Origin of the sequence: Saxibacter everestensis (assembly GCF_025787225.1) — a bacterium.
GTDB classification, from domain to species: Bacteria; Actinomycetota; Actinomycetes; order Actinomycetales; family Brevibacteriaceae; genus Saxibacter; species Saxibacter everestensis.
This window is the reverse complement of record NZ_CP090958.1, coordinates 996,976-1,016,116: the sequence shown is the minus strand read 5'-3', so window position 1 is coordinate 1,016,116 and position 19,141 is coordinate 996,976. Positions and strand designations below refer to the sequence as shown.

The following is a 19,141-nucleotide window of genomic DNA, read 5'->3' as shown; positions in this document are numbered from 1 at the left end:
TCCGCCGGTTGCCCGTTTCGTCGTTCGTTTGGCGGGGGAAGAAGTACTAGTCGCCATAGTTACCCACGCTAGTCGCTGCGGTATCCGATCCCCCGTCTTTCGGCGCCGAGCCGGGGTGCGTGTCGCCGGGCGGGGGCGATCCGGTCTTAAGCGCGGCAGCTAACCTGGCGGCTCGCGTCTCACCGAGGTGGCGTACCTCACAGTGTTCTCCCGTTCGATCACGACTGTCTCCTGACTCGCCCACAGCGACCACCACCAGAGTGGGTCCACCGCGGATTCGGCGTCGGGAGCGGCTGCGAGCTCGAGTTCACGTTCGAGCGCGCGGGAGCGGCGAACCGGCTCCGGCGCCTCGACCCAGAGCAACGCGTCAAGATAACGCCGGGACCGGGCCGAGCCGATTCCGCAGCCTTCGACAATGATCAGCCGGCTGTCCGGCACCTCGATCCAGCCACCATAGCGGTCCTTCGCCCAGTCCCACTCGCGCCAGCGCACCGGCACCGCTGCGCTGCCGTGGCGCAGCGGTGCCAGCACCCAGTCGCTGACCAGGTCGACGGCGCGGTCGAGTCCGTGCCAGCCTGGGCATAGCCGGTCAAGCTGGACGACCGGCGCGGCCCACTGCTCGCCAAGTCGCTCGGCCAGCGTCGACTTGCCGGAACCCGAACGACCGTCGATCCCGACGATGACGGGTCGATGCGACCGCACGTCACACCTGGCTGGATCAGACTTCGACGACAATCGGAACGATCATCGGACGCCGACGAAGTTTCGATGCCGCCCAGCGGCCGATCGTTCGCCGGACCACCTGCTGCAGCTGGTGCTGATCGACTCCGCCGCCGCGATGCGCGTCGAGGACTGCTGCGCGAATCTTCGGCTTGATGTCGTCGAAAACCGCGTCGTCTTCCGCGACACCCCTGGCATGGATTTCCGGGCCGGCGATAACCTGGCCCGTCGTTGAATCGACCGCGAGGAAGATCGAGACGAAGCCCTCATCGGCAAGTATTCTGCGGTCCTTCAGATCGGCTTCGGTGACCGCTCCGACGGAAGATCCATCCACGAATACCAGTCCGCAATCAACCTGGCCGACAATCCTGCTGACCCCGTCGACCATGTCGATCACGGTGCCGTCGTCGGCAAGCACAATGTTCTCCGGCGCGACGCCGGTGGCCTCGGCGAGCTTGGCGTTTGCCAGCATGTGCCTGGTTTCGCCGTGAACCGGCATCACGCCACGAGGCTTGACGATGTTGTAGCAGTACAACAACTCGCCGGCGGAGGCATGGCCGGAGACGTGGACCTTCGCCGTCCCCTTGTGAATCACGTTTGCGCCGAGCCGCATCAGGCCGTTGATCACCCGGAACACCGAGTTCTCGTTACCGGGGATCAGCGAAGAAGCCAGGATGACGGTGTCACCATCGCCGATGTCAATCTTGTGGTCCTGGTTCGCCATCCGGGACAGCGCCGCCATCGGCTCTCCCTGCGATCCGGTGCACATCAGCACAACTTGATCGTCGGGCAGGTTTCCCAGGTCCTTGAGGTCGACCAGTACGCCCCGCGGAATGTTGAGGTAGCCCAGGTCGGCGGCGATCTTCATGTTGCGCACCATCGACCGGCCGACCAGCGCAACCTTGCGGCCGTGAGCACTGGCGGCATCGAACACCTGCTGGACGCGGTGCACGTGCGAGGAGAACGACGCCACGATGACCCGGCGTTCGGCGCGGCCGAACTCGGCCTCGAGCACCGGGCCGATGTCGCGCTCCGCGGTGGTGAAGCCGGGAACGTCGGCATTGGTTGAATCAACCATGAACAGGTCGATGCCCTCTTCGCCGAGCCGCGCGAATGCCCGAAGGTCTGTGATCCGCCCGTCCAGCGGCAGCTGGTCCATTTTGAAGTCGCCGGTGTGCAGCACAGTGCCGGCGCTGGTCCGGATGGCGACCGCGAGCGCGTCGGGAATCGAGTGGTTGACCGCGACGAATTCGCAGTCGAATGGGCCAAGTTGCTCGGTCTGGCCCTCTTTGACGCTCAGCGTGTAGGGCTTTATCCGGTGTTCTTTGAGCTTGGCCTCGATCAGCGCCAGGGTCAGCTGCGAGCCGATCAGCGGGATATCCGCCCGCTGCCGGAGCAGGTATGGAACTGCGCCGATATGGTCCTCGTGGCCGTGGGTGAGGATAACGGCGAGCACATCGTCGAGCCGGTCCTTGATGTAGTCGAAGTCCGGCAGGATCAGGTCGACGCCTGGCTGCTGGTCCTCGGGAAAGAGCACACCGCAATCCACGATCAGCAGCTTGCCTGCGTGCTCGAAAACGGTCATGTTCCTACCGACCTCGCCAAGGCCCCCGAGTGCGACGATCCGCATGGCATCGGGTTTGACGATCGGCGGAGCCTTGAGCTCCGGAACTGTAGCTGTCACAAATATCCGTTCTGTCTCAGATCCTCGGTGAGTACCCGGATCTCTTCATCGGTTGCTGGTAGTAGCGGCAGACGGACCATGCGGTTCGTCAGAACGCCTTGCGCTTCGAGAGCGGCTTTAACAGCTATTGCGCCCTGGGTCCGGGTCATGATGGCCCGGACCACGGGCAGGACTTCGTAGTGCAGTTCCCGGGCCCTGAGCAGATTCCCTGCCCGGACGGCGCCGATCATCTCGGCGTATGCCTTCGCGGCAACGTGTCCGACGACGCTGACCACACCCACCGCGCCGTGCGTAAGCAGTGCGTAATTCAGCGCGTCCTCGCCGGAGTAGTAGGCCAGGTCCGATCGGGCCATCACCCATGAGGTCTCATAGAGGTCGCCTTTGGCATCCTTCACGGCAAGAATCCGCGGATGCTCGGCGAGCCGGACCAGGGTTTCAGTGCTGATCGGCACGCCCGATCGACCCGGGATGTCGTAGATCATCACCGGGAGGTCGGTCGCATCGGCCACCGTCTCGATGTGTGCCTGGATTCCGGACTGCGGTGGCTTCGAGTAGTACGGGGTCACCACGAGGACTCCGTGCGCCCCGGTTTCGGCGGCGACCCGGGCCAGTTGCACGGAGTGTGCGGTGTCGTTCGTTCCGACACCCGCGATCACCCGGGCGCGGTCGCCGACGGCTTCCAGCACGACCTTCAGCAGAGCGTCCTGCTCTTCGTCGGACGTCGTCGGCGATTCCCCGGTGGTTCCACTGACGACGAGTGAATTGTTCCCCAGGTCGACGAGGTAGCTCGCCAGCTTGGCTGCACCGTCCAGATCCAGGGCGCCATCCGCGCGAAACGGGGTGGCCATCGCTGTGCTTACGGTGCCGAAAGCGGTGATCGCCGCGGTGTGCGATTCAGACATCTCAAACATAACCCCTACCGTACCGCCGACCGTACCCGGACGCCTGCATCGTCCAGTACGAAAGCAACCGATCCGAGATCGTCGACAACCGCATCCGCCTCGGCGAGTTGCTGCGCCGACGACGAAGTGCGCACCGCCAGCGTGCTCGCGCCGGCAAGCCGACCAGCGCTCACGCCGGCCGGAGCGTCCTCAACGACAAGGCAGTTCGCCGCTTTGACGCCGAGCCGCTGGGCCGCCAGCAGGTAGGGCTCCGGATCTGGCTTGCCCTTCGTGACGTCGGTCGACGTGACAACGAGGTCGGGACGGCTGATCCCGGCGGACTTTATCCGGACCGCGGCCAGCGCACGACTGCACGATGTGGCGATCGCGGCCCACTGCCGCTCTGCGCCGGCAACCGGCACCAGGAGCGTCTTCAGGGCCTCGGCGGCCCCTGGCAGCACTATGACGCCATCGGTGTCCTGCAGCTCCAGATCGTCGATAACCCGCACCGAGTCCTCAACGCGTTCCGGCGGCACCAAAGAAGCCACGATCTGCCGGGAAGGCACGCCGTGCAGCGTCTCGAGGTCTGCCAGATCGACACCTTCGAGTTCCGCCCACTTCCGCCAGCTGCGCTCGACGGCCGGAATCGAACTGATCAGGGTTCCGTCCAGGTCAAAAAGGACAGCGTCGAAGGTTCGCCCTTCCAGGACGCCAAGTGGGGTATTTGTCACCGAACCAGCCTATGCGACGTAGCGAAGTGCCGAGACAGCGCCTCATGCCGCAAGATGAATACATGCCCAAGTCGACAGAGCGCCTGCACGGCGTTGACGCCGCCCGCGGCCTCGCGCTGCTCGGCATGATGGCAACCCACCTGGTCGCGCTCAGCGACGGCTGGGGCAATCCGAGCTGGGCCGCGCTGTTCTCCGGGCGGGCCTCCGCCCTTTTCGCCGTGCTGGCCGGAGTGGGACTGGCACTGTCGACCGGGCGGGAGGCAGCGCCCTCCGGTCGCGGGTTGGCCGCCGCCCGTGCGGGAGTGCTCACCCGGGCGGCGATCATAGTCGCCATCGGTCTAACCCTCGGCCTGGTGCCGACGACGGCCGCGGTGATTCTCGTGCACTACGGCTTGCTCTTTGGGTTGGCAACTCTGTTCCTCGGCATGCGCAAGCGGGTGCTCGCCATCTGGCTGGTGTTGTGGACCGGCCTCTCCCCTGTGCTGGCGCAGCTCCTGCGCGGAAATGCGCCCGAACTGCAGCAAGCCAATCCCACCTGGGCGGACGTCGTTGATCTGCCAACGCTGCTGAGCACCCTCTTCCTCACCGGCTACTACCCGGTGCTGCAATGGCTGGCCTATCTGATCGCCGGCCTGCTGATCGGCAGGCTCGCCCTCGATCGGATCGGAATTCAGTGTGCCCTGCTCGCCTGCTCCGCAACCGTCGCCGTGCTGGCGAAGCTGGCGAGCGCAGCCCTGATCACCCCGGCTGTTCACACCCGACTGCTGGCGGCGGACCAGCCCTCGGGCGGACTCGACCTCGCCTTGGACACCGGATTCTACGGCTCGACTCCGACGGACACCTGGTGGTGGCTGGCGGTGGCCGGCCCGCACTCGGGTACGCCACTGGACCTGGCGCACACGATAGGGACAGCCGGTACGGTGCTGGCCATCTGCCTGCTGCTTTGCAAGGCGCTCGGCAGGCATCAGGCAGCAATATCACCACTCACCGGCGCCGGGTCGATGACATTGACGCTCTACTCGGCTCATGTGGTCATGCTCGGTTTCATCGTGCCGGTCAGCGCGACCACGCTCTACCTGATCCACGCGCTGGTTGCGCTGGCGATCGGCGGCCTCTTCGCCGCGACCGGCTCCCGTGGCCCGCTGGAACTGCTGGCACACGCCGGATCATCGGCGGCGCGAAAGGTCGTTGCCGCCGGGTCGCGCTAACCGCCGCCGGGTCGCGCTAACGGCCGGAGGGTCGCGCTAACGACCGCCGGGTCGCGCTAACGACCGGACTTTTCCATCGCGACTGCCTGTCGCATCGTCGACCGTGCACGTTTCCGATCACCGGAAACGTCGTAGGCGCAGGAAAGCCGGAACCAGGATCGCCAGTCGTCCGGTGCCGCCTCGGCCTCCTGCTGATACTTCTCGAACTCGGCATCCGCGGCCGCGCGGACTATCCGGCCGCCAGGTGTCCTTGGCAGCTCGTCCGGTGGTAGCCCGCCCTCGGCAGCCAGCTGACCAGCCAGGCGTTCCGTCGCGGCCCCGAACATCAGCTCCCTGCAGAGCGCCCAGACGCCGACCACGGGCAGCAGTAACAGAGCCGCGCCAAGCCCCTTGGACAGCGGCTGGTCGGCAGAGAGCAGCAGCCAACCGCGCTGCGCTGTCAGGACCAGGTAGAACAGCAGCAGGGCGACAAGCAGCGCGACGCCGATCTTGGTCTTAGTCAAAGCTGCCTGCCTGGCTGAAGGCACGTCTTTTTTCCACGTCGTGTCCGTTCACCGCAGGTCGAGGTATTTGTCCAGCCCGACGGTCACGCCCGGATGGTCCTGCACTGAGCGCACAGCGGTCAATATGCCGGGCATGAACGAGGTGCGATCAAAAGAGTCGGTCCGGATCACCAGTTGCTCACCCGGTGAGCCGAAAAGGATTTCCTCGTGGGCGACCAGTCCGCGGAGCCGAACCGAGTGGATGTGCACGTCGCCGACGACGGCGCCACGCGCGCCATCGAGACCGTGCTGGGTGGCATCGGGACTGGCGCCGAGGCCGGCTTTGCTGCGGGCCGCAGCGATCCCCTCTGCGGTGTGCACCGCGGTCCCGCTCGGCGCGTCGACCTTGTTCGGGTGGTGCAACTCGATCACCTCAGCGGATTCAAAGAACCGAGCGGCCTGCGCCGCGAAATGCATGGCCAGTACGGCGCCAATTGAAAAGTTCGGCGCGATCAACACGCCCACCCCGGGCCTGGCGGCGGCCTGCTCGCGAAGTGCGCCCAGCGATTGTTCGTCCCAACCCGTGGTGCCAACCACGCAGTGGATGCCCTGGCCGACCAGGAACCTCAGGTTTTCCTTCGTCGAGGCGGGGACGGTCAGCTCCACGGCAATCTGCGCACCCGCATCGACGACATTTGTAAGATCATCGCCCCGGGAAACCTCGGCCACGAGCTCCAGGTCGTCGGCTTGCCGTATGGCGGCGACCGCCTGCTGCCCCATCCGCCCGTTGGCTCCGATTACCGCGACTTTCAGCGCTGCCATCTTAATCTGTACTCCTCGCTTCGCCGGCCCCCGATGGCCGCGGGCAGCCGGGAGGTGGCATTGGATTTCGTCAAGGTCTAAGTCTAGGCGGCGCCCTAGCCTTCGCAGATCATCGAGTCCTTGGCCTTGGCGGAGGTGTCGGTGCTCGACTCGTCGACCGCATCGCTGTCCGTCGACTTGCCCGTCGACTTATCGCTAGGCGGGTCAGCCGGTTTGTCGGCCGCTTCGTCACCCGGCGTTGCATCCACCGATCCGGCCGTGGCAGCCGCTTCCGGGCTCGATCCCGCCGCGTCGCCGTTCGCAGCCGGTGAGCTCTCGGCCTGGTCCGTCTCAGCCGAAGAATCGTCCCGCTTCTTTCCGCGGATGGCATCGAACAACGATTCGGCCTCCTCCTGCTTCCACAGCACACTCGAGCCATCGCCGGAATCGCCGTTGGGCACGGTGACGAACTTGATACCGTCTTCCGGCAACCCGGCCATCGAGGTGCCCAACTTCCGCATGTTGTTCAGATCACCGAGTTCCGGGTCCGTCGTCACCGACGAGGTCGCGGCGTCCAGGAACGAATAGAGTTTGGTCGGATTGCTGAGCGTCTTCGCCGCGGTCAGGTCATGGAACATGGCCGCGAGGAATTGTTGCTGCCGGTTGATCCGGCTGAGGTCGGACCCGTCGGCCGTTGAATGCCGTGACCTGACAACCCCGAGGGCCTCTTTGCCGTCAAGGGTTTGCCTGCCGGCGGACAGGTCGATTGCTGCCTTGCGATCGTGGATGCTCTCGGCAAGACAGACCTCTACTCCGCCAATGCCGTCGACCATCGATTGAAAGCCGTTGAAGTCAACCACGACATAGTTGTCGATCCGGATGTCCGTCAGCGATTCAACTGTTTTCATTGTGCACGCCGGCCCGCCTTTGGAGAACGCGGCATTGAACTTGTCCGTCGCGGCCGGCGTTGTGCCGCCATCTTCGGTTTTGCAGGACGGAATCGCCACCATGGAATCGCGCGGAATCGAGACGACCTCGACGTCCTTCCGGTCGGCTGAAACATGAACTATCGCCGTGGTGTCGCTGCGGGCGCCCTCCACTGCGCCGTAGCTCGCGGTGCCCTCGCGCGAGTCGGATCCCATCACCAGAATGTTCAGGTCACCGTTGACGTATGGGTCGTCGGCGGTGTCGTCATCCGTCGGCCGGTCATTGCCGACCATCGAGGATATGTCCTCGGTGTTGATGTTTCCGGACAGCTTGGTGAAGGCGAACAGGCCGGTCCCGGCGAGCATGACAACCAGGGACATCGCCGCAATGGCGACGGCGAACCTTGCACGGGTGCGCGGAAGTGAACTGGCATGGCGCGGCACATCATCGATCGGCACAACGTAGCCTGCCTGCCCCCGGGCCGGCCTCTTGGTGGATTTGGACATTTGGCGATGGTGACATCCCGATATGAGAGTTTTCTGAATGTCCGGCCCGGCCGATGGCGAAAGGCCGGTGATCCTGCTACGGCCGGCGAATCGGATGTGACTATGATCATATTCGTACCGCAGAGCACCGTTGTCTCATGAACGAGGAAGTCGATACAGCTGAAATGAATTCCAGCACCGCCCGCAACCCTTCCCCACCCACGCCGGGGGCTGCTCCGAACCAGGCGAGCGTCGATGAGCTGATAGCGCAGTTCGATGAGGAACTACCCTCCCGGCAGCTGTCGCCGAAGCTGGAACGCGCGATTTCGATCGTTTGCTTCGTGGTGTCGCTCTTCGTGCTGCGACAGGTGTTCTTCCCGCTGCAAAGCGGCAACCAGTTCTACCTGATGCTCTTCCTTGCCTGCATCCTGCCGCTGATCTTCGTCTGTTACCGGCCCGGTTTCGTCCGTAAAAAGGGCACCGAGCTCATTGACCGCCATGACGACCCCGGCGTCGTCGACTGGGGCCTGGCCGTCCTGGCCGTGCTGACCAGCCTGTATCCAGTGCTTCCATTCACGATTCTCGGGTCCGGGGGCGGATTCGACGAGTTCCTGAACCGGCAAGGCTCGCTGAGCCAGGTGGACATCGTGATGGGCGGCGTGTTGCTGCTGCTGATCCTTGAGGCGACTCGCCGGACGACCGGGTGGATCCTGCCGGCAGTGTGCGTCGTGTTCTTCCTGTACGCCTACTACGGCGGCTACCTGCCTGTCAGCTGGCCAGGCAGTCACGCCGGCCTGTACTTCTCCCAGATCGTCAACGCTCTGTACAACGACGCCAGCGGGTTCTACGGCGTGCCGCTCGACGTCTGCGCCAGCTACATCGTGCTTTTCACCATTTACGGTGCGGTGCTCGATCGGACAGGTGCCGGGCAGTTCTTCATCGATCTGAGCTTCTCCATCTTCAAGAAGTCCAAGGCCGCGCCCGGACGGACCGTAGCGCTGTCAGGCTTCCTGCTCGGCACCGTGTCCGGCTCGGGAACCGCGACCGCGGTCAGCCTTGGCGCGGTGACCTGGCCGGTGCTGCGCAAGGCGGGCTACCCGAAGGAGAACGCCGGAGGCATGCTGGCCGCCTCCGGCATCGGCGCAATCCTCTCACCACCGACCCTTGGCGCTGCGGCGTTCATCATCGCCGAATTGCTCAATGTCTCCTACGGCGCGGTGCTGCTGTGGGCAATAGTTCCGACCCTGCTCTATTACCTCGGAATTTTCCTCGCCATCGAGATCGATTCGCGAAAGATCGACGTCGAAGAGGTTCCGCTCGCGGATAAGAAGGCCTGGAAGATCCTGAAGCGAGGTGGCTACCACTTCCTGTCGCTTGGAATCATCGTTGTTTTCCTTGCCGTCGGGATCGCGCCCTTCAAGGCTGTCGTCTATGCGACCCTGGTCGGGCTCGGTTTCGCCGTGATCGAGGCAATTGTCAAGCACAGGGGAAATGTCGCGGCGATCGCGAAGGACCTCTGGGACATCGTGTTCGGTGCGCTTGCCGCCGGCATCCGATCCGTTCTTCCGGTGGCGGCGGTGTGCGCGGCGGCGGGGGTTATCGTCTCCACGATCACCAAAACCGGGCTCGGCCAGGTGCTCTCAGACATGTTGATCGGCGCCGCAAGTGCCGTGACCGATGATCCGACCGTAGTGCTGATCCTGTCGGCGATCATGGCAGCTGTGGCCGTCACCATCCTCGGACTCGCGGTCCCGGTCACCGCCTCATTCATCATCAGCTGGGTAATCATCGGCCCTGCGTTGATCGCGCTCGGCGTTCCGGAACCAGCGGTTGCAATGTTCATCTTCTACTACGCCGTGCTGTCCGAGGTGTCACCGCCAACCGCGCTCGCGGCCGTTGCCTCCGCCGCGATAACCGGCGGCAAGGTGATCCCGACGATGTGGCAAGCATGCAAGTACGCGCTTCCCGCCTTCCTAGTTCCGTTGGCATTCGTGCTGACTGCGAACGGAAGCCACCTGGTCTGGCAAGGTTCCATTGCGTCGGTCGGCTGGACGTTCCTGGTCTCCGCCGTCGCTGTCGGCTGCCTTGCTGCGGCTGCCGGTGGCTGGATCATCCGGAAGGCCGGACCGGTTGAGCGGGTGCTCGCGCTGCTGGCGGCACTCTTCCTGCTGTACCTGCAGCCGCTGTCCATCGGGCTCGGATTCGCTTGCCTCGCGCTGGCCGTCGTCGTCCACCTCATTGTGATCCGAAACATCAAAAGGAAAGAAGTACAGCCATGAAGATTCCTGGAAAGAAGCGATTTGCTGCCGCAGCCCTGGTCGCGCTGCTGGCCTTAAGCGGCTGCGGCGGCAAGCGCAGCGTTGAAAGTTCGGGCGAAAGCGCGGGCGCCTGCGAGGCCGGCGAAGGCCGGATGACGATTGCCACCGGCAACTCCACCGGCGTCTACTACATCCTCGGCGGCGGTCTCGCGAAAGTGATTTCGGATAACACCAAGATCAGTGCCACCGCCGCGGAGACCGGCGCGTCCGTGCAGAATGTCCAGCAACTAGTCGCCGGCGATTACGATATCGCCTTCTCACTGGCCGATACCGCTGCCGATGCCATCGAAGGCAAAGGCGCGTTCGACGGCCCGCAGGACGTTTCCGCGCTGACCCGGATCTATCCCAACTACACGCAGGTCGTCGTCCGCAAGGACTCGAACATCAAATCGATCGAAGACTTCAAGGGAAAGACGATTTCAACCGGCTCGCCCAACTCGGGCACCGAGGTGATCGCAAACCGGCTGATCGAAACTGCCGGGCTCGGTAATGGCGACGTGAAGAAGCAGCGCCTTGACCTCACCAAGACGGTCGACGGCATGAAGGACGGCTCGATCGATGGGCTGGTGTGGTCCGGCGGACTGCCGACCGCGGCGATGACCGACTTGTTCACGTCGATCGGGGACCAGATCGAGTTCATCGACATCACGCCGCTGCTGCCGAAGCTGCAGGAGATCAACCCGGTCTACCAGCAGAGCACCATTCCCGCGGACACGTACAAGACGCCTGAGGACGTCCCGACAGTTGCCGTGCCGAACGTCCTGCTGGTGAAGAACGACATGGATGAAGGCACCGCTTGCGCGTTGACCAAGCTGGTCTTCGATAAGAAGGACGATCTGGTCGCCGTGCACGCCGCTGCCAAAGACATCGACCTGAAGACAGCCACCGATCTGGGACCGATTCCGCTGCATCCGGGGTCCAAGCGGGCGCTGGACGAACTGCAGAAGTAGCCTGGCCCGGTTAACCGCGAAACGGTCCGGTTTCTCCCCGAAACCGGTGGACATGGCCGCCGCACTCAGGCAGAGAGCGGACCGTTTCGGGTGAAAGGGGCCGGATGAAAGCGCTCAGGTCAGTTTGCGCAGCTTGGCTAGGGTCAGCAGCACCGTCGATGCCGTCCAGCTCAGTGGCGCGACGTCTGCCGGGGAACCGTCGAACAGCACCTTCTCCGGCAGCGAGCCGGCGCTGGTTCTGTGCTCGCTCAGCCAGTCGAGCGTCGCGATTGCCTTGGTTCGGTCGCCCATTGCGGCATCTGTGAGTCCGAAGAGCGCGGTTTGCGGCGTCCAGCTCACGCCGTCCTGCGGCCAGGACTCCCCCGGTGCGATTCCGCCGGCCGGGCGCGCCATCCCGAACCGGGCCGCTGCGGCCGCCTTCGCGACATCCGGATGCACGGTGTCGGCAAACGGCGGCAGCAGGAAGGCAACCGAGGTGTCGCGGGCGCGGCGTCCCAGGCTGCGCGGGTACCCGTCTGCTCCGTATCGGCCGTGGATGGCGGTCTGCAGCCGGTATGCTGCCCGGGTTGCCTCGGTGCCGAGGGCGGCCGAGCCAAGCATCGGCAGGACTTTCGCCGCCGTTCGCAGTCCGGCCAGCAGGGGTGCGGCTATGCCGAGCGTCTGGGTGAACTCGCGTTTCTCCCAATAGTCGGGTGACGGCGGCGGAAGCGCGTCCTCATTATCGACCGCGGCGATACTGCCCGCGGCACAGTGCCGGAGCAGTGATGCGACAGGCTGCAACAGCTCCGCGGCGTCACCGGGCCAATCGGCGGCGAGCTGCCCGGCGGACCACAGCACCCAGCCAAAACTGTCCAGCTGTTTGGCGCGAGCATCCGGCGTGCCCGACCCGTCCGGGCGGTATCGGGATTCCAGCCAGCCCTCATCGGGCAGGTTACTGTCCAGAAACTGCAGCACCCGGCACGCGTCGTCAAGATGACCGGTCGCCGAGAGCGCTGCGGCGGCAAAGGCAGCGTCACGCGGCCAGACGTAGCGCCACGGCGATGACCAGCCAGCCAGCGCGGCGCCATTGGGCAGTAGCAGAACCCGAAGGTCAAGTAGTGCGCAGCGCAGCAGGTCTGCGTGCCGGCCGGGCCGCAGTGTCCAGTCAGCACCAGTGGCGAACCACTCCTGCTCCTGCCTGAGCAGACGTTCCGCGCCGACGGCTGAACGCAGTACACGGCTGCCGGGATACAACGCAGCAACGTCGGCAGTGTCGACCAGGGCGCGGCTGCCGGGACCGGTGAACGCGGCGGTAGCCGATCGAAGCGCCACCTGTCGCGGCACGCCGCGATACCAGCCGAATCCCGCGCCGGTAAGGCCCGCGCCGACAACGCCGGCGGCGATCAGTGCAGAGCGCCTGCTGATTCCGCGCTGGCGAGTGCCCATTCGAAAACCCTATTGGTGCTTCAGACCTGCGGCAAGCTCATAGACGGAGGCGTCTTCGAACGGCCCGACAAGGCTGAGGCTGCGGGGACGGAAGTACAACTCCGATGCCAGCTCGCGGACGTCCTCAGGTGTTACCGAACGGATCTGTTCGAGTACCCAGGCAAGGTCTTCGTACTCGCCCCGAACGAGTTCGCCGCGGCCCAGGCGGTTCATCCGTGAGCCCGAGTCCTCGAGGGCAAGAACTATCCCGCCTGCCAGCTGGCCAACGGCACGTTCGAGTTCTTCTGCGTTGACGACCTCTTGCGCGAGCTTCTTCCACTCGGCGTCGATAAGTCGCAGCACTTCCTCGGATTTCGCCGGGGTGCAGCCCGCGTAGATGCCGAAGTACCCGGTATCCGAGTAGCCGGCGGCAAAAGAGTAGGTGGTGTACGCGAGGCCGCGCTTTTCCCGGATTTCCTGGAAGAGCCGCGACGACATTCCGCCGCCGAGCACTGCGTTCAACACGCTCATGGTGAATCGTTTCGGCGAGGTTGCGGTCAGACCGGCACAGCCGAGCACGATATTGGCCTGTTCGGTCGGCCGGACAACCAGTTCCGTGCTGCCTTCGGCGGGAACAAGCGGCAGTTCGGGCCGGGGCCGGACCTTGGGCGTTTCCGCTTCGTCAAGCGTCCAGCCGGCTCGTTCCAAGCCTTCCTGGACCAGGCGGCATACCTCGTCATGGTCGAGGCCGCCCGCGGCGGACACCACGATCTCGTGCGGAACGTAATTTTGCCGGTAATGCTCCCACACGGCCTCGCGCGGCACGGCCGTAATGGTCTCCGCGGTTCCGCCGATCGGCCTGCCCAGCGGATGCTCGCCCAGCACCGCCAGCGCGAAACGCTCATGTACGACATCCGACGGATCGTCGTCGTTCATGGCCAGCTCTTCGAGGATGACGCCCCGCTCATTGTCTAGCTCCTGGCCGTCGAGCTTCGAGGCGGCGACCATATCGGCAATTGTCTCGATTGCCATCGGCAGGTCTTCGGCAAGCACACGTGCGTAGTAACAGGTGTGCTCCTTGCCAGTCGCGGCGTTGACCTCACCGCCAACAGCGTCGAAGGAACTCGCGATGTCCATCGCGGTGCGCTCGGCGGTGCCCTTGAACAACAGATGTTCCAGGAAATGGGTCGAGCCCAGGTGCCCGTCGGTTTCATCGCGGGAACCGATCCCGACCCAGAAACCTACCGACGCCGATAGCAGACCGGGCATGGATTCGGTCAGAACACGAACGCCGCCCGGGAGGACGGAGCGCTTGACTACAGCTCCGTCCTCCGCGGACAGCGTTACCGGTGCGTTGTCGGCCACTTACGCGTCGGCGCCTTCGGCCGCGGAATCGGCAGACTCGTCTGCCGAACCATCGGCGACGACAGGCGACAGCGACAGCTTGCCGCGATCGTCCACCTTGGTGATCTCGACCTGGATTTTCTGGCCGACACCGACAACGTCATCGACGTTATCGACGCGCTTGCCGTCAACCAGCTTGCGCATCTCAGAGATGTGCAGCAGGCCGTCCTTGCCCGGAGTCAGCGAGATGAAGGCACCAAAGCTGGTGGTCTTCACGACGGTGCCGAGGTAGCGTTCGCCGACCTCGGGGACCTGCGGGTTGGCGATCGCGTTCACGGCGGCGCGGGCTGCTTCAGCCGAATCCCCGTCCGTTGCTCCGATCAGAACGGTTCCGTCATCTTCGATCGAGATGTCGGCGCCGGTGTCTTCCTGGATCTGGTTGATCATCTTGCCCTTAGGCCCGATAACCTCGCCGATCTTGTCGACCGGGATCTTCACCGAGATGATCCGAGGAGCGGTGACAGCCATTTCGCCCGGAGCTGAGATCGCGCCGTTGAGCACATCCAGGATGGACAGGCGTGCCTCGCGCGCCTGGGTCAGCGCGGCAGCCAGAACCGATGCCGGGATTCCGTCCAGCTTGGTATCGAGCTGGATTGCCGTGACGAACTCAGAGGTACCTGCGACCTTGAAGTCCATATCGCCGAATGCGTCTTCGGCGCCGAGGATGTCGGTCAGCGCGGCGTAAGCCGTCTGTGGACCGGACTCGGTCTCGACAACATCGGAAACCAGGCCCATCGCGATACCGGCGACAGGAGCGCGCAGCGGCACACCGGCGTTCAGCAGGCCGAGCGTCGACGCGCAGACAGAACCCATCGACGTCGAGCCGTTGGAGCTGAGTGCCTCCGATACCTGACGGATCGCGTACGGGAATTCTTCGCGGGTCGGCAGAACCGGAACCAGGGCACGCTCCGCAAGCGCACCGTGACCGATTTCGCGACGCTTCGGGCTTCCGACCCGGCCGGTCTCACCGGTCGAGTATGGCGGGAAGTTGTAGTTATGCATGTACCGCTTGCGGGTAACCGGCGCCAGCGAATCGATCTGCTGTTCCATCTTCAACATGTTGAGCGTTGTCACGCCCAGGATCTGGGTTTCGCCGCGCTCGAAGATCGCCGATCCGTGCACCCGCGGAAGGACGCCGACCTCGGCTGTCAGCGGACGGATGTCGGTCAGCCCACGGCCGTCGATCCGGACCTGCTCGGTGAGAATCCGCTTACGCACGACCTTCTTGGTCAGGCCCTTGAACGCACCGGAGATTTCCTTCTCGCGGCCTTCGAACTGCCCTGCGAGCTGCTCAAGGACGCGCGCCTTGATCTCGTCGGACTTGTCGTCGCGCTCCTGCTTGTCGGCGATCTGGAATGCCGCGGCGAGTTCGTCATGAGCGGCGGATTCAACCGCCTGATACACGTCATCCTGGTAGTCGAGGAAGCGCGGGTACTCGGCGACCGGCTTGGCGGCACGTTCCGCAAGCTCTGCCTGCGCCCGGACCAGTTCGCGGATGAACGGCTTCGAGGCTTCGAGCCCCTGTGCCACGATCTCTTCAGTCGGTGCGGTGGCACCGTTTTCCTTGATCAGGTTCCACGAGTTGTCGGTTGCCTCGGCCTCGACCATCATGATCGCGACGTCGTCACCGACGACCCGGCCGGCAACAACCATGTCGAACACGGCGTTTTCCAGATCCGAGTGGTTCGGGAACGCAACCCACTGGTCTTCGATCAGGGCGACTCGCACGCCACCGATAGGACCGGAGAACGGCAGGCCGGAAAGCTGCGTCGACATCGACGCGGCGTTGATCGCCAGCACGTCGTACAGGTGGTCCGGGTGCATCGCCATCACTGTGATGACGACCTGGACCTCGTTGCGCAGTCCCGAAACGAAGGACGGGCGCAGCGGTCGGTCGATCAACCGGCAGGTCAGGATCGCGTCGGTTGACGGACGTCCCTCGCGGCGGAAGAAGGATCCGGGGATCCGGCCGGCAGCGTACATCCGCTCCTCGACGTCGACCGTCAGCGGGAAGAAGTCGAAGTTGTCTTTCGGGTGCTTGCCAACGGCGGTCGCCGAGAGCAGCATCGTTTCATCGTCGAGGTAAGCGGCGGCGCATCCTGCTGCCTGCTGGGCCAGTCGGCCGGTCTCGAAGCGAATAGTGTGTTTTCCGAAGCGTCCGTTATCAAGGACGGCAACGGCGGATTCAGGGTTCAGACCCAAGTCATGCTCCGTTCGTTGGCGCGCCGGCGAGGCGCGCAGTTGCTTGTCGCCATCGAGGCTCGTGCCACTTCCGTCTTGGTTCCGGTCTTCGATCGAGACCCACGGAGCTCAAGCTTTCACTGCTTCCGGAGGCCACTACCGAGGACCGGTGTGCGAGGTGGCATCGTCGCTCGATGCGTTAAGCCCGGATGGGCTCGTTACTTTCCACTCTAACGAATGAAGACGGCTACGAATCTACGTAGCCGTCTTCACAACGTGTTTTTATTTAGCGACGCAGGCCGAGGCGGGCGATCAGCGCACGGTAGCGCTCGATGTCTACCTTCTGGAGGTAGCCCAGCAGGCGCTTGCGCTGGCCGACCAGGAGAAGCAGGCCACGACGTGAGTGGTGGTCGTGCTTGTGCTCCTTGAAGTGCTCGGTCAGGTCTTTAATGCGCTTCGTCAGAACGGCGATCTGGACTTCCGGAGAACCGGTGTCGCCTTCATGGGTAGCGTATTCGTTGATGATCTGCTGCTTTACGTCAGCGGCAAGTGCCATGATTTCTCCTGAGAAGTCGTTGCGCGGCGCCCAGGTCTGTCGCTTTCGCCCTGAGCACTATGGAACCGCGGCCGATCAAACGGCAGCTAACAGACTATCAGCGCGAGCCTTGGCACCGCTAATCCTTGCCGCTGCGCAGCCCAAGGACTTCTCGGGTCTCGCCGACATCGCTGGTCATCTGCTCTACCAGCGGTTCAAGTCCCTTGTAAGCGACCATCGGACGAAGATGCGCGACGAACTCGACCGTCATCACCCGCCCGTACAGATCGAAATCCATCACGTCTGCGTCCGAACGATCGATGACGTGCGCCTCCACCCTGCGGCGGTTGCCCTCGAATGTGGGATTGGTGCCGACCGAAATCGCCGCGGGATGGCGCTGCTTTTCATCATCGAGCGTGATCCAGCCGGCGTACACGCCGTCGGCCGGAACCAGGCCCTCGGTGTCCTCGCCGAGATTCGCGGTGGGGAAACCCAGATCCCGCCCTCGGGCGTCGCCGTGCACCACTGTGCCGCTGACGACATGCGGACGGCCGAGCATCGTTGCGGCGGCTCCGGCATCGCCCTCACTCAGCAACTGACGAATCTGGGTCGACGACCACCGTCCGCCGGAGGGCAGCAGATCGTCGCCGATCCCTTCAGCGTACGAGCCGAGATCGTCGATCACCTCGACGACGAATCCGTACTTCTCACCGAGCGCGCGCATCGTCGCGAGGTCGCCGGTGTTTTCCCAGCCGAATCGCACATCGCGGCCGACCACGACAGTCGCCGCATTCAGCGCCTCGACGAAGACCGCTTTCACGTAATCTTCCGGCGAGTTTCGGGCTAGTTCCAGGGTGTAGGTCTGCACCAGGACAGCGTCAAGGCCGGTGGCCTCGAGCCGTCTGATCTTCTCGGACAAGCCGGTGATCAGCTCCGGCGCATCGTCCGGGCGGTGCACGAGGGCCGGGTGCGGATCGAAGGTGATGGCAATCGAAGACTGTCCTCGCGACCGGGCGTCCGCAACGATCTCGCCGAGCACCTTCTGGTGGCCAAGGTGCACGCCATCGAAGTTGCCGATTGTCACGGCTGACGGACCGAAATCCGCGGGTATCTCCGCGAGCTCCCGGAACAATTTCACGCCCGACCCTCTTTCTGGACACGTTTACGCACGACTTCAGCGTGTTGATCGTACCTGCCAGCCTGGAACGGCAGGCGCGCCGGGCGGCGATCGTGCCGCCCAGCGCACCTAGTGCCAGCGCGCCCTGTGCCCGGCCCGCCCAGCGCCCGGCCCGCCCGACGCCCGACGCGCCCAGCGCTTTGGGCAGGCTGCTTACCGCTTGCGCGGCTTGTCGGCGTTCGCGGCCTTCGCCAGCTTCTGGAACTCGCGGGCTTTCTGCCGTCTGGCTCGTTCGTCCTTCCTGTCGTTGAGGTAATCCAGCTCGCGCTGCAGTTTCCGGTAGCTCTGGTAGCGGCGCTCGGTGAGCCCTCCGTGCTCGATCGCCTGCCGGACGGCACACCCCGGCTCGCTGTCGTGGGCGCAATCGGTGAAGCGGCAACGTCGTGCCAGGTCCTCGATGTCGGCGAACGATCCGGCGATGCCGTCACCGGCATCCCAGAGCCCGAGGCTGCGGATTCCGGGCGTGTCCATCAGCACCGCGCCGCCGGGCAGTGGGATCAGCTCGCGCGCGGTCGTGGTGTGCCGCCCGCGGTGGTCGGCCTCCCGCACGTCCTTGGTTGGTTGAACCTCGGCGCCCACCAGTGCGTTGATGAGGCTCGACTTCCCGACCCCGGATTGGCCGAAGAAGACCGCCGTCTGTCCGGGCTGTAGCCGGGCGCGCAGTTCGGCGATGCCTTCTCTGGCGTGTGCCGATGTCGGCACAATGTCCACCCCTGCGGCGACCCGGGCGATGGCGGCCTGTTCGCCACCGCTGCCCAGGTCGGTCTTGCTGAGCACGATCAGCGGAACGGCGCCGCTGTCCCACACTGTTGCGATGACGCGTTCCACGCCATTGTCCGATATCGGCCGGTCCAGCGGCACGACGATGGCGACGACATCCACGTTGGCGGCGATCAGCTGAGATTCGGTGAGCCCATCGAGCGCGCGGCGGCGCTCAAGCACGGAGGTTCGCTCGACCAGGCCCACGACGACGGGCCCTTCGTCTGGGTCGTCACACAGGGCCACCCAGTCACCGGTGGCCAGGGCGGCGTCGAAGCCGGCGCGGCGGCCGGCCACAGAGTATTGAGTTGCCGGCTCCAGGCCGGTGTCGCCGGCAACCTGTAGCCGGGACCGGTCGACGCGGGTCACCCGGGCGAGACGGTCTGCGCCGGACGAGATGCGGATGAATCGGCTCTGGACGTCTGGCGTCCAGCCGTAATCGATGAGAGACATGAGGAACTCCAGGCATGTGGTGGTGTTCCCCGAACGTCCTT

General features: G+C 64.6%; 16 protein-coding genes. 3 read left to right on the top strand and 13 right to left on the bottom strand.

Features of this window, described 5'->3' with window-relative positions:
* Positions 1-159: 159 nt before the first annotated feature.
* Genes LWF01_RS04975 through LWF01_RS04960 form a run of 4 tightly spaced genes read right to left on the bottom strand, consistent with a single transcriptional unit; the run spans position 160 to position 4,016 of the window.
* The gene (locus LWF01_RS04975; RefSeq protein WP_349639938.1) at positions 160-702 is read right to left on the bottom strand and encodes a nucleoside/nucleotide kinase family protein; all 543 of its coding nucleotides are present in this window, start codon (positions 700-702) and stop codon (positions 160-162) included.
* Positions 703-718: 16 nt separating this feature from the next.
* Positions 719-2,350, bottom strand: a complete 1,632-nt coding sequence (locus LWF01_RS04970; protein WP_349640824.1) for a ribonuclease J — start codon at positions 2,348-2,350, stop codon at positions 719-721.
* 50 nt (positions 2,351-2,400) lie between these two features.
* Positions 2,401-3,306: a 4-hydroxy-tetrahydrodipicolinate synthase gene (dapA, locus tag LWF01_RS04965; RefSeq protein WP_349640823.1), complete on the bottom strand. Its 906-nt coding sequence runs from the start codon at positions 3,304-3,306 to the stop codon at positions 2,401-2,403.
* A gap of 14 nt (positions 3,307-3,320) precedes the next feature.
* Positions 3,321-4,016 carry an HAD-IA family hydrolase gene (locus LWF01_RS04960; RefSeq protein ID WP_349639937.1) on the bottom strand — a complete coding sequence of 232 codons (696 nt, stop codon included), beginning with the start codon at positions 4,014-4,016 and terminating at the stop codon, positions 3,321-3,323.
* A 62-nt stretch (positions 4,017-4,078) separates the two neighbouring features.
* Between LWF01_RS04960 and LWF01_RS04955 the strand changes: the two genes are divergently transcribed.
* Positions 4,079-5,224: a heparan-alpha-glucosaminide N-acetyltransferase domain-containing protein gene (locus tag LWF01_RS04955; RefSeq protein ID WP_349639936.1), complete on the top strand. Its 1,146-nt coding sequence runs from the start codon at positions 4,079-4,081 to the stop codon at positions 5,222-5,224.
* Positions 5,225-5,280: 56 nt separating this feature from the next.
* Here the strand turns inward: LWF01_RS04955 and LWF01_RS04950 are convergent, their stop codons facing one another.
* The 3 genes from LWF01_RS04950 to LWF01_RS04940 form a co-directional block, all read right to left on the bottom strand.
* Positions 5,281-5,727, bottom strand: a complete 447-nt coding sequence (locus LWF01_RS04950) for a hypothetical protein (protein ID WP_349639935.1) — start codon at positions 5,725-5,727, stop codon at positions 5,281-5,283.
* A 48-nt stretch (positions 5,728-5,775) separates the two neighbouring features.
* Positions 5,776-6,528 carry a 4-hydroxy-tetrahydrodipicolinate reductase gene (gene dapB / locus LWF01_RS04945; protein ID WP_349639934.1) on the bottom strand — a complete coding sequence of 251 codons (753 nt, stop codon included), beginning with the start codon at positions 6,526-6,528 and terminating at the stop codon, positions 5,776-5,778.
* A 95-nt stretch (positions 6,529-6,623) separates the two neighbouring features.
* The gene (locus LWF01_RS04940) at positions 6,624-7,940 is read right to left on the bottom strand and encodes an LCP family protein (protein ID WP_349639933.1); all 1,317 of its coding nucleotides are present in this window, start codon (positions 7,938-7,940) and stop codon (positions 6,624-6,626) included.
* 137 nt (positions 7,941-8,077) lie between these two features.
* On the opposite strand from LWF01_RS04940, the gene LWF01_RS04935 reads away from it, so the two are divergent.
* On the top strand, positions 8,078-10,198 hold the full coding sequence (locus LWF01_RS04935) for a TRAP transporter permease (RefSeq protein WP_349639932.1): 2,121 nt from the start codon (positions 8,078-8,080) through the stop codon (positions 10,196-10,198).
* Positions 10,195-11,187, top strand: a complete 993-nt coding sequence (locus tag LWF01_RS04930; protein WP_349639931.1) for a TAXI family TRAP transporter solute-binding subunit — start codon at positions 10,195-10,197, stop codon at positions 11,185-11,187. The genes LWF01_RS04935 and LWF01_RS04930 overlap by 4 nt, the downstream gene beginning before the upstream one ends.
* 114 nt (positions 11,188-11,301) lie before the next feature.
* Here LWF01_RS04930 and LWF01_RS04925 read toward each other — a convergent pair whose 3' ends face one another.
* The 6 genes from LWF01_RS04925 to rsgA form a co-directional block, all read right to left on the bottom strand.
* Complete coding sequence (locus LWF01_RS04925) at positions 11,302-12,612, bottom strand: glycoside hydrolase family 15 (protein ID WP_349639930.1); 1,311 nt, start codon at positions 12,610-12,612, stop codon at positions 11,302-11,304.
* Positions 12,613-12,621: 9 nt separating this feature from the next.
* The gene (locus LWF01_RS04920; RefSeq protein WP_349639929.1) at positions 12,622-13,956 is read right to left on the bottom strand and encodes a M16 family metallopeptidase; all 1,335 of its coding nucleotides are present in this window, start codon (positions 13,954-13,956) and stop codon (positions 12,622-12,624) included.
* Positions 13,957-16,197 (bottom strand): polyribonucleotide nucleotidyltransferase, encoded by a 2,241-nt coding sequence (locus LWF01_RS04915; protein ID WP_349639928.1) that lies wholly within the window; start codon positions 16,195-16,197, stop codon positions 13,957-13,959.
* Positions 16,198-16,462: 265 nt separating this feature from the next.
* Positions 16,463-16,732, bottom strand: coding sequence for a 30S ribosomal protein S15 (rpsO, locus tag LWF01_RS04910; RefSeq protein WP_349639927.1), 270 nt, complete (start codon positions 16,730-16,732; stop codon positions 16,463-16,465).
* A 118-nt stretch (positions 16,733-16,850) separates the two neighbouring features.
* The gene (locus LWF01_RS04905; protein ID WP_349639926.1) at positions 16,851-17,849 is read right to left on the bottom strand and encodes a bifunctional riboflavin kinase/FAD synthetase; all 999 of its coding nucleotides are present in this window, start codon (positions 17,847-17,849) and stop codon (positions 16,851-16,853) included.
* A gap of 192 nt (positions 17,850-18,041) precedes the next feature.
* Positions 18,042-19,100, bottom strand: a complete 1,059-nt coding sequence (gene rsgA, locus LWF01_RS04900; RefSeq protein ID WP_349639925.1) for a ribosome small subunit-dependent GTPase A — start codon at positions 19,098-19,100, stop codon at positions 18,042-18,044.
* Between the last annotated feature and the right edge of the window lie 41 nt (positions 19,101-19,141).